Raw genomic sequence first — 10,464 nt, forward strand, 5'->3', positions numbered from 1 at the left:
GTTCACGGACGGGGCTAGCATCCGGCCCATGACCTCGACGCGGGACGCGGCCCTGCACGCCGACGTCGACCGCCCCTCGCGTCGCGAGCAGATCCTGCGGGCCGCCGCCCAGCTCTTCGCCGAGCGCGGCTCCCGGGCCGTCGGCGTCGACGACGTCGGCGCGGCGGTCGGGGTCACCGGGCCGGCGATCTACCGGCACTTCGCGAGCAAGGACGCGATGCTCGCCGAGATGCTGCTGCGGATCAGCGAGCGGCTCGCCGACGGCGGGCGGGAGTGCGTCGCGGCCGCCGGCGCCGACGCGGCCGAGCAGCTGCGCGCGCTCATCGCGTTCCAGGTGGAGTTCGCCCTCGACAACCCGGCGCTGATCGTCGTGCACGACCGCGACCTCACCTCCCTCCCGGAGAGCGAGGCCGGCCAGGTGCGGCGGCTGCAGCGCCGCTACGTGGAGGTATGGGTGGCCGTGCTGGCCCGCCTCCACCCCGAAGCGGAGGCGGCGGCCTGCCGGGCACGGGCGCACGCGGTCTTCGGGCTGATCAACTCCACGCCGCACAGCACCGGCCGGCTGGACCAGGGCTCGCTGCGCGACCTGCTCCGCCGCACCGCCTGGGCGGCCGCGACCGCCTGAGGCGGCTGCCGGTCAGCCGGCCGTCAGCTGCCGGAGCGAGGGCTCACAGCGGCGGGACCGGGAGGCCGAGGGCCGCAGTGGCGACGGCGTCGACGGCCGCGGCGTCACCGGCGGACGCCGGGTCGGCCCAGGCGCTCTCCACGATCGTCACCGTCGGCCCGGAGACCGCGCTGGCGTACTCCGCGGCGGTCAGCTTCTCGGGCGCGCCGTCGTAGGTGACGCCCTCGCGCAGCAGGTCGTTGACGTTGCCGCTGCCGTTGCGGTCGGCCAGCGCGCGCAGGTCCCGTGCCGTCGCCGGGTCGGCCATCGTCACGCGGGACACCGAGACGACGACCGGTGCTCCCCCGACGCTGGTCGAGTACAGCGCCCGCGAGAGGCCGGTGCAGTCGGTCGCCTCCAGGAAGGCGGCTACCTCCCCGTAGGCGTGCCCGGCGCAGGTGTCGTCGACCGCCACCTGCTCGACGGTGAAGCGCGTGCCGCCCGAGGCCGCGACGTCGCCGGGGACGGGACCGGCCTCGGTGGTCGGCCCAGCAGGCGTGGCGCCCGCGTCGGCGCCGTCGGACGGGTCGCCGTCCCGCAGCAGCCAGAAGGCGATGCCGCAGACCGCGACCAGCGCGACGAGCGCCGCGGCCACCAGCAGCCGGCGACGCCGGTCGGGAGGACCGTCGTCGCCGCCGCCGGTCGTCTGCGGGAGCCACGCCGGGGAGAGCGGTGGCCGCTCGGCGGGCCCCGGGGCCGCAGGCTGGACAGCCGTGGCAGGCGGCCCGCCGGTCGCGGCGTCCGCGGCGGGCGGCGGGGCGGGGGCGTCGACCTGCACCGTGTCCCGCTGCCGGGCGAGCTCGGCAGCCGGCGCGGGAGGCGCCGCCGCCGAGACCGCGGCGGCGTTGGCGGAGGCGACCGACGCCGCGACGGCGCGGGCCACGGCGGTCGCGCTCAGCGGGTCGCCGGGCGCGGCCGGCGGGACACCCGGCGCACCGTCCGGCGCGGGGGGCCCGGCGGGCAGCGGCGCGGCGGCCATGGCGGCCGGGGTGAGCAGCTGGGAGCGGCGCAGCACGTAGGGCGAGTAGGGGAAGGCCTCGCCGTTGAGCTCCTCGACCGTGGGGCCGCGCCCGGGCAGCTCCAGCGCCGCCAGCGCCGCGCGCACGTCCGCCGTCGTCCAGAGGCGGGGGTTGTCCACGCCGGCGTGCCGGCTGGCCCGGGCGAAGGCGAGCAGCAGCGACCGCGGGTCCAGCGTGGCGACGAGGTCGCCCTCGCCCAGGTCGCCGTCGGCGGGCACGAGGCCGGTGACCTCGCCGACGAGCACGGTCAGCCGGGCGATCCGGCCCGGCTCGAGGCCGGCGCGGCGCAGCTTCACGGCCGTGTCCATCCCGGCGCGCATCAGCCCGTCGAGCGGGGTGGAGCCACCGCCGGACAGCTGGAGCACCTGGGAGGGGCCACCCTCCGGGCCGATGCTCCAGGCGCCCTCGGGCGTGGCGGTGACGACGCCGGACTGGCGCAGCACCTCCACCACCCGGATGACGGCGATGCCCTCGGGCACCAGCAGCACGGCGTCGGACTGCCGCCGTCCGAGCGGCCCGTCGACCAGCGGGACCGAGGCGACGACGGCGGCCCGGACCGACGGGCCGGTGTCCCACCGCGCGAGCTCGCCGAAGAAGGCGCGCTCCCCCGCCGTCTGCAGCGGCTCGGGGGTCAGGACCAGCACGACGTCCTCCGGGCGCTCGGGTACGCGGTCAGGGCCGCCTCCGACGCTACGTCATGCGGGGAGGCGCCCCCGGCCTCCGCGCCGGAGCGTGGCGGATCAGGCGGCAGCGGTCCCCTGGACGGCCGCCGGCTCGTCCGCGGCCCGCCAGCGGGCGAGCCACGAGCTGCGGGCGAGCAGGTCGACCAGCCCCCACAGGACGGCGAAGCCCACGGCGACCGGCAGCACCGACCACCACTCCCACGGCGGGAGCAGGCCGAGGGACTCCAGCGGGTAGGCGGCGCCGTACACGCCGCCGGTGACCACCAGGCCGGCCACCCAGCCGGGAACGCCCTGGGTCACGGCGAGGTCGATGAGCACGGCGCCGACGATCAGCACGACGGGCAGGACCGAGGGCGGGAAGCCCATCGCCTCCAGGCCCAGCCACATGACGCCGCGGTAGCCGAGGTAGACGACGGCGATCGTCGTGGCCGTCCAGCGCAGCCCGACGATCTTGCGGGCGAGCACCAGCGAGAGCAGCCCGGCGCACACCAGCCAGGCGGGGTGCACCCAGGCGGGCACCGGGAGCATGAACATCGTCGGCGTCTGCCCCTGCGAGGCGGCGAAGTCCAGCAGCGAGGGCTCGGCCGTCGTCTGCCCCGCGCGGTAGGCCTCCAGGGAGAGGACGCCGTACTCCTGGTGCTGGTTGGGGAAGACCACGTTCTCGACGAAGAACAGCCACAGCCCGAGCGACACCAGCTCGCGGACCCGCCCCGGGGCCGCGTAGAGCCACCAGCCGCGCAGCGCGCCGGCCAGCATGATCGCCGTCCCGAGGTAGAGCAGGGCGTGGCTGGGGCTCCAGCTGGTGATGTCCAGGCCGTTGATGCGGTGGTTGACGATGTCGACCGGGATCGCGACGAGGAACGTGCCGATGCCCACCTGCATCAGCCGCAGCGCCCGGCGGTCCACGCCGTAGCCGCTGTAGCTGTGGAAGACCACCAGGGCGACGACGACCGCCGTGCCCACGGTGTTGAGCAGGTGCGGCGGCGCCAGGTCGTCGCGCAGCCACTTGAAGTGCCAGGAGACGTCCCACGACGAGCCGAGCATCTTCAGCAGGAAGGCGCCGAGCCAGGCGGTGTAGATCCACCGCAGCTCGGTCTGGTCCGTCGGCCGGCCGGGGCGTCCCGGCGTCATGTAGGCCGCCCAGAGCCACCGGACGAGCGACACCGGGTGGGCCAGTCCGGCCCGGAGCGTGCCCGGGGCCTGGGGGACGGTGGTTCCGGGGAGCGCGGGTGCAGTCGACACAGAATTGCTTCCTGACGTGGGGCGTTCGGGCGACCCTAGCGGTGATCGCGCCCCTGGCCGAGCGTTTCGCCTCGCGCCGCCGCCCCCGGTGCGCTAATGCGCGGACACGTGGGGTGAGCGGGGCGCACGCAACGCACGGTGCGTACTGTCAGCCGACGTGGCGGAGAGCGCGGGACACCTGGTCTGGATCGACTGCGAGATGACCGGCCTGGACCTCACGAAGGACAAGCTGATCGAGGTCGCGGTGCTGGTCACCGACTCCGAGCTGAACGTCCTGGACCCCGGGCTGGACCTGATCATCTCCGCCGACGACGCCGACCTCGACGGCATGACCGACTTCGTCAAGGAGATGCACGCGAAGTCCGGGCTGACCGAGGAGGTCCGCGCGGCCACCCTCACGGTCGCCGAGGCGGAGCAGCAGATCCTGGCCTACGTGAAGCGGTTCGTGCCCGAGCGGCGGACCGCCCCGCTGTGCGGCAACTCGATCGGCACCGACCGCGGCTTCCTCGCCCGCGACATGCCCGAGCTCGACGACCACCTGCACTACCGGATGGTCGACGTCTCCTCGGTCAAGGAGCTGGCCCGCCGCTGGTTCCCGCGCGTCTACTTCGCCCAGCCGCCGAAAGGCCTCGCCCACCGCGCGCTCGCCGACATCATCGAGTCGGTGCGCGAGCTGGCCTACTACCGGACGACGCTGTTCGTGCCCGCCCCCGGCCCGAGCAGCGAGCAGGCGAAGAAGGCCGCCGAGCAGGTCACCGGGACCTTCGGGCACCTGCTGGCCGCCGGGGACGCCGACCGGGCCTGACGCCCGGCCCTCCCCCGGCGGGCCGCCGCGCGGCCTCCGGTATCGTTGTCCCGTCGCTCCGGGCGCCCGCGCCCGGTCGGAGACGCGGTGGGTGTAGCTCAGCTGGTAGAGCACCAGGTTGTGATCCTGGGTGTCGCGGGTTCGAGCCCCGTCACTCACCCCGCACGAGAGGCCCCGGTCGGTTCCCGACCGGGGCCTCTCGCCGTTCGCGACGACGGCCGGGACCCGCTGCGCCCCGATGCGGTCACCCTGCCGCAGGGGCGCCCGTCGCCGAGGGGAGGAGAGCGCGGGCCTGCCGCACGGCGAGTGCTCCGAGGGCGGGCCCCGGGACGAGGAGCAGGAACGCGTACTGCCAGCCGACGGCGCCGGCCAGCAGCGGCACCAGCTGGATGCTGAGCACCGTGAGCGCGAACCCGATCGCCGTCTGGGCGCTGAGGGCGGTGCCGACGAAGCGCCGGTCGGCGACCTCGGACAGCGCGGTGGAGAAGACCCCCGAGTCGGCGATCACCGCGGCGCCCCACACGGCGAGGAACACCGCCAGCACGGGGGCAGGCGCAAGGAAGGCCAGCGGTGACAGCAGGCAGCACGCGCCGCTGGCCGCCAGCGCGGTGGCAGCCGCGGTGGAGCGCCCGAACCGGTCGGCCGCCCAGCCGCCGAGCAGGCAGCCCGCCAGCCCGAACAGCCCCAGGGTGACGAACACCAGCAGCTGCGAGGACGTGCCGAACGCGGCCGCCGCATCGCTGTGGAGCACCCACACCGAGGCCCAGGTCCACAGCGCGTAGAGCTCCCACATGTGGCCGAAGTAGCCCAGGTTGACCAGCCGCGGCCCGCGCTCGGCGAACATCTGCAGCGCGTACCGGGGGTGCAGGCGGACCGGACCGGCCGACAGGTGCGGACCCGCGCGCACGACGGTGGCAGCCAGCACGGCGCCGAGCAGCCCGATGCCGGCCGTCACCTCGAGGACCCCCCGCCACGGCAGGGTCACCAGCCCACCGACCAGGTGCGGCAGCGTCGAGCCGAGCGTCAGCGCCCCGATGAGCAGCCCCATGGCCAGCCCTCGGTCGGTGCTGCTCGCCCAGGACGCCATCAGCTTGATCCCCACCGGGTAGACGCCCGCGAGGAACACCCCGGTCAGGAACCGCAGGACCAGGGCGCCGGGCAGGCCGTCCACGACGAGGGCCAGAGCGAGGGTGGCCAGCGCGGCGAGTCCGGCGCCGGTGGCCATCACGAGCTGGGGTGGCAGGCGGTCGGCGAGGTTGAGCGCGCTGGAGGCCAGCGCGCCGGTCACGAACCCCAGCTGGACGGTGCCGGTGAGCCAGACCGCCGCGGCGCCGGAGATGCCCCAGTCCGCCTGCAGGCCGGGAACGACCGCCGAGACCGAGAACCACACGGCCAGCGCCAGGACCTGCACGGCCGCGATCGCGGCGCGCTGGCTGCGTGGTGTCATGGGCTCGGCGGCCCTCCGGTGCTCAGCGACCGATCTCGGCCGGCGACTCCCCGCCCTCCAGGTCACCCTCGGTGTCGAGGTAGGCCTGCTGGAGCTCGGCCAGCAGCGCCGGGTCCGGCTCGGCCCACATCTTCCGGTCGACGGCCTCCAGCAGCCGCTCGGCGATGCCGTGCAGCGCCCACGGGTTCGACGTCTCCATGAACTCCCGGTTCTCCGGGTCGAGCACGTAGGTCTGGGCGAGCTTCTCGTACATCCAGTCGGCGACCACGCCGGTCGTGGCGTCGTAGCCGAAGAGGTAGTCGACGGTGGCGGCGAGCTCGAAGGCGCCCTTGTAGCCGTGCCGGCGCATCGCGGCCAGCCACTTGGGGTTCACCACCCGCGCCCGGAACACCCGGGCGGTCTCCTCGGTGAGCGACCGGGTGCGCACGGACTCCGGGCGGGTGGAGTCCCCGATGTAGGCCGCGGGTGCCCGGCCGGTCAGCGCGCGCACCGTGGCGACCATCCCGCCGTGGTACTGGAAGTAGTCGTCGGAGTCGGCGATGTCGTGCTCGCGGGTGTCGACGTTCTTGGCCGCGACGGCGATGCGCTTGTAGGCCGCCTCCATGTCGGGCCGGGCCTGCACGCCGTCGAGGTCCCGGCCGTAGGCGTAGCCGCCCCACACGGCGTAGACCTCCGCGAGGTCGGCGTCGCCGCGCCAGTTCCGGCTGTCGATGAGGGACAGGAGGCCGGCCCCGTAGGCCCCGGGCTTCGAGCCGAAGACGCGGGTGGTGGCGCGGCGACGGTCCCCGTGCTCGGCCAGGTCGGCGTCGACGTGGGCCTTCACGAAGTTCCGGTCGGCCGGCTCGTCCAGGGAGGCGGCCAGCGTGACGGCGTCGTCGAGCATGGTCACCACGTGCGGGAAGGCGTCCCGGAAGAAGCCGCTGATCCGGACGGTGACGTCGATGCGCGGGCGGCCGAGCTCGTCGAGCGGCACCGGCTCCAGCGCGGTCACCCGCCGGGAGGCCTCGTCCCAGACCGGGCGGACGCCGAGCAGCGCCAGCACCTCGGCGACGTCGTCGCCCGACGTGCGCATGGCCGAGGTGCCCCACACCGACAGCCCGACCGACCGCGGGTACTCGCCGGTGTCGGCGCGGTAGCGGTCGACCAGCGACTCCGCCATCGCCTGGCCGGTCTCCCAGGCCAGGCGGGAGGGCACCGCGCGCGGGTCGACCGAGTAGAAGTTCCGGCCGGTCGGCAGCACGTTGACCAGCCCGCGCAGCGGCGAGCCCGACGGCCCCGCGGGCACGTAGCCGCCCTCGAGCGCGTGCAGGGTCGCGTCCAGCTCGTCGGTCGTGCGGGCCAGCCGGGGCACGACCTCGGCGACGGCGAACCGCAGCACCGCGGCGACCGCGTCGTCGTCGCGGCCCAGCACCTGCCGCACGAGGGCCGAAATGGCCATTTCGGCCCACCCGGCGGCCTCCATGCCGGCGACCAGGGCCTCGGCGAGCGCCTCCACCCGGTCGGTCTCGCGCAGCCCCGCGGAGCCGTCCTCGGTCAGGCCGAGCGCCTCCCGCAGGCCGGGCAGCGCCACCGAGCCGCCCCAGATCTGCCGGGCGCGCAGCATCGCCAGCACGAGGTCGACCCGGTCCTGGCCCTGCGGAGGCGACCCGAGCACGTGCAGGCCGTCGCGGATCTGGGAGTCCTTGATCTCGCAGAGCCACCCGTCGACGTGCAGGATCATCTCGTCGAAGTGGTCGTCCTCGGGCCGCTCCGCCAGGCCCAGGTCGTGGTCCAGCTTTGCCGCCTGCAGCAGCGTCCAGATCTGCGCCCGGACGGCGGGGAGCTTCGCCGGGTCCATCGCGGCGACGTTGGCGTGCTCGTCGAGCAGCTGCTCCAGCCGGGCGATGTCGCCGTAGGTGTCCGCCCGCGCCATCGGCGGCACCATGTGGTCGACCAGCGTGGCGTGCGCCCGCCGCTTGGCCTGCGAGCCCTCGCCCGGGTCGTTGACCAGGAACGGGTAGACCAGCGGCAGGTCGCCGATCGCGGCGTCCGGGCCGCAGGAGGCCGACAGCCCGACGGTCTTGCCGGGCAGCCACTCCATGTTGCCGTGCTTGCCGACGTGCACCAGCGCGTGCGCACCGAACTCCGACCGCAGCCACCAGTAGGCGGCCAGGTAGTGGTGCGAGGGCGGCAGGTCGGGGTCGTGGTAGATCGCGATCGGGTTCTCGCCGAAGCCGCGCGGCGGCTGCACCATCACGACGACGTTGCCGGCGCGCAGGGCCGCGAAGACGATGTGTGGGCAGGTGGGGTCGGAAGAGTCCACGAAGAGCGCGCCCGGCGGCTGGCCCCAGTGCTCGACCATCGCCTCGCGCAGGTCCTCGGGGAGCGTGTCGAAGTACGCGCGGTAGCGCTCGGCCGGGATGCGCACCGGGTTGCCCTGCAGCTGCTCCTCGGTGAGCCAGTCGGCGTCCTGGCCGCCGGCGGCGATCAGCGCGTGGAACAGCGCGTCGCCGTCGAGGTCGGCGACGCCGGGCAGCGCGTCGGGGCCGTCGAAGGGGCCGATGTCGTAGCCCTGCCCCTGCATGGCGGCCAGCAGCCGCACCACCGAGGCGGGGGTGTCCAGGCCGACGGCGTTGCCGATGCGCGCGTGCTTGGTCGGGTAGGCCGAGAGCATGACGACGATGCGGCGCTCGGCCGGCGGGGTGTGCCGGAGCCGGGCGTGCGCGACGGCGGTCCCGGCCACGCGGGCCGCCCGCTCGGCGTCGGCGACGTAGGAGGTCAGCCCGTCCTCGTCGGTCTCCTTGAACGAGAACGGCACGCTGATCAGCCGCCCGTCGAACTCCGGGATGGCGACCTGGTTGCCGACGTCGAGCGGCGAGAGCCCGTCGTCGTCGGCCAGCCAGTCGGCGCGAGAGCGGGTGAGGCACAGCCCCTGGATCACCGGCACGTCGAGCTCGGCGAGCTGGCCGACGTCCCACGCGCCGTCGTCCCCGCCGGCCTGCGCGGTGGCCGGGCGGGACCCGCCGGCGGCCAGGACGGTGACGACGAGGGCGTCGGCCCCCCGCAGGGTCGCGAGCAGGTCGGGGCCCACCGACCGCAGCGAGGAGGTGAACACCGGCAGCGCCTGCCCGCCGGCGTCCTCGACCGCGGTGCAGAGCGACTCGACGAAGGCGGTGTTCCCGGCCAGGTGGTGCGCCCGGTAGTAGAGGACGGCGACGACCGGGCCGCTGCCGCGGGACTCGCGCTCCAGCACCCCCCAGTCGGGCGCGACCGACGGCGGCTCGAACCCCTCGCCGGTGAGCAGCACGGTGTCGGAGAGGAACCGGCGCAGCTGGACGAGGTTGTCCGGCCCGCCCTGCGCCAGGTAGCCGTGCGCCTCGGTCGCCACGCCCATGGGCACGGTCGAGAGCTCCATCAGCTCGGCGTCGGGCACCTGCTCGCCGCCGAGGACCACGACCGGGGCGGGGCCGGCCAGCAGCGGGGCCAGCAGCTCCTCGTACTGCCGCCGCACGCCGAGGATCCGGACGACGACCAGGGCGCTGCCCTCGACGAGCGCGGCGATCCCCGCGGCGTCGAGCCGCGCGGGGTTGCCCAGCCGCCAGCCGGCGCCGGAGGCGCGGGCGGAGAGCAGGTCGGTGTCGCTGGTGGAGAGCAGGGTGAAGGTGGGGTCGCTCACGGCGCGTTCCTCACTCGGGGTCCGCGCCCCGGGTCGTCGGGCACGGCAGCCGGAGTGTCTGGCTCAGCCGGGCCCCTGGACGTGCGGGCCGGGCTCACAGTGGCGGGACCGCGTCGGAGTTGCACCGACTTCCTCGCTGACTGCCGTGATGCGGGGACCGTACCTGGCGCCCCCAGTAGCCTCGCCAGCGCCATGACCGCCACTCCCCCGCCGCGCGACCGCGCCGACGCCTGCCCCGGCGCGCTGCAGACCCATCCCGCGGCCGACGGCGCGCTGGCCCGCGTCCGGGTGCCCGGAGGCGCGCTCACGCCGGCGCAGCTGCTCGTCCTGGCGGCGGCCGCGCGCGAGCTCGGCGACGGTGCCCTGGAGCTGACCAGCCGGGGCAACGTCCAGCTGCGCGGTCTGCGCGCGGGGGCCGAGGGAGAGCTCGGCGACCGGCTGGCCGTGGCCGGCCTGCTGCCCAGCGCCACCCACGAGACCGCCCGGAACGTGCTGGCCAGCGTGCTGAGCGGCCGGTCCGGCGGGCTGCTCGACGTGCGGGCCTGGGTCCCGGCCTTCGACGCGGCCATGTGCGCCGACCCGCGGCTGGCGGAGCTGCCCGGCCGCTTCCTCGCCGCCTTCGACGACGGCCGCGGCGACGTCGCCGGGCTGGGTGCCGACGTCGGCCTGCTGGCGCTGGACGCCCGCACGGTCACGCTCCTGCTCGGCGGCGTGGACAGCGGGATCCGCTGCGCCCCCGAGGGGGCCGTGGAGCTGGCGCTCGCCGCCGCCGGGGCCTTCCTCGACGAGCGGGCCCGCCAGGGCGGCACCGCCTGGCGGGTGGCCGGTGTCGCCGAGCTTCACCCACGAGGTCTGGATGTTGCCGATCCGGCCGTGCAGCAGCAGCCGGGCGACCGCGTGCACCGCCCGGTTCTCCCGCACCGTCGGGCCGGGGCGGGCGACGCCGGCG

The 10,464-nt window shown here is 75.5% G+C and carries 6 protein-coding genes, 1 tRNA gene, 1 pseudogene and 1 riboswitch; of the genes and pseudogenes, 4 read left to right on the forward strand and 4 right to left on the reverse strand.

The features are described 5' to 3' along the window. Positions 1–28 precede the first annotated feature (28 nt). Positions 29–625: a TetR/AcrR family transcriptional regulator gene (locus tag E4P43_RS15745; RefSeq protein ID WP_135146407.1), complete on the forward strand. Its 597-nt coding sequence runs from the start codon at positions 29–31 to the stop codon at positions 623–625. A gap of 43 nt (positions 626–668) precedes the next feature. Here the strand turns inward: E4P43_RS15745 and E4P43_RS15750 are convergent, their stop codons facing one another. Together E4P43_RS15750 and E4P43_RS15755 are read right to left on the reverse strand one after the other, a co-directional pair. Next, positions 669–2,327: a hypothetical protein gene (locus tag E4P43_RS15750; RefSeq protein ID WP_135146408.1), complete on the reverse strand. Its 1,659-nt coding sequence runs from the start codon at positions 2,325–2,327 to the stop codon at positions 669–671. Positions 2,328–2,423: 96 nt separating this feature from the next. Beyond that, positions 2,424–3,608 carry a hypothetical protein gene (locus E4P43_RS15755; RefSeq protein WP_135146409.1) on the reverse strand — a complete coding sequence of 395 codons (1,185 nt, stop codon included), beginning with the start codon at positions 3,606–3,608 and terminating at the stop codon, positions 2,424–2,426. A gap of 157 nt (positions 3,609–3,765) precedes the next feature. Between E4P43_RS15755 and orn the strand changes: the two genes are divergently transcribed. Further along, positions 3,766–4,413 carry an oligoribonuclease gene (gene orn, locus E4P43_RS15760; RefSeq protein WP_245159170.1) on the forward strand — a complete coding sequence of 216 codons (648 nt, stop codon included), beginning with the start codon at positions 3,766–3,768 and terminating at the stop codon, positions 4,411–4,413. A gap of 87 nt (positions 4,414–4,500) precedes the next feature. Further along, positions 4,501–4,573: transfer RNA gene (locus E4P43_RS15765), tRNA-His, on the forward strand. 84 nt (positions 4,574–4,657) lie between these two features. Here the strand turns inward: E4P43_RS15765 and E4P43_RS15770 are convergent. Then, positions 4,658–5,860, reverse strand: a complete 1,203-nt coding sequence (locus E4P43_RS15770) for an MFS transporter (RefSeq protein WP_135146411.1) — start codon at positions 5,858–5,860, stop codon at positions 4,658–4,660. Between the two features lie 22 nt (positions 5,861–5,882). Then, the gene (gene cobN, locus E4P43_RS15775) at positions 5,883–9,515 is read right to left on the reverse strand and encodes a cobaltochelatase subunit CobN (RefSeq protein WP_135146412.1); all 3,633 of its coding nucleotides are present in this window, start codon (positions 9,513–9,515) and stop codon (positions 5,883–5,885) included. A gap of 52 nt (positions 9,516–9,567) precedes the next feature. Continuing rightward, positions 9,568–9,650: riboswitch (cobalamin riboswitch) on the reverse strand. A gap of 57 nt (positions 9,651–9,707) precedes the next feature. Here cobN and E4P43_RS15780 point away from each other — a divergent pair. Beyond that, positions 9,708–10,464, forward strand: a pseudogene (locus E4P43_RS15780) (precorrin-3B synthase); the annotation flags it as partial.

The organism is Blastococcus sp. TF02A-35 (assembly GCF_004571075.1).
Lineage (GTDB): Bacteria > Actinomycetota > Actinomycetes > Mycobacteriales > Geodermatophilaceae > Blastococcus.

Excerpts from the sequence above, each read along its gene's own strand:
- E4P43_RS15745 (WP_135146407.1), top strand. The coding sequence starts at position 29 with ATGACCTCGACGCGGGACGCGGCCCTGCACGCCGACGTCGACCGCCCC.
- E4P43_RS15770 (WP_135146411.1), bottom strand. The coding sequence starts at position 5,860 with ATGACACCACGCAGCCAGCGCGCCGCGATCGCGGCCGTGCAGGTCCTG.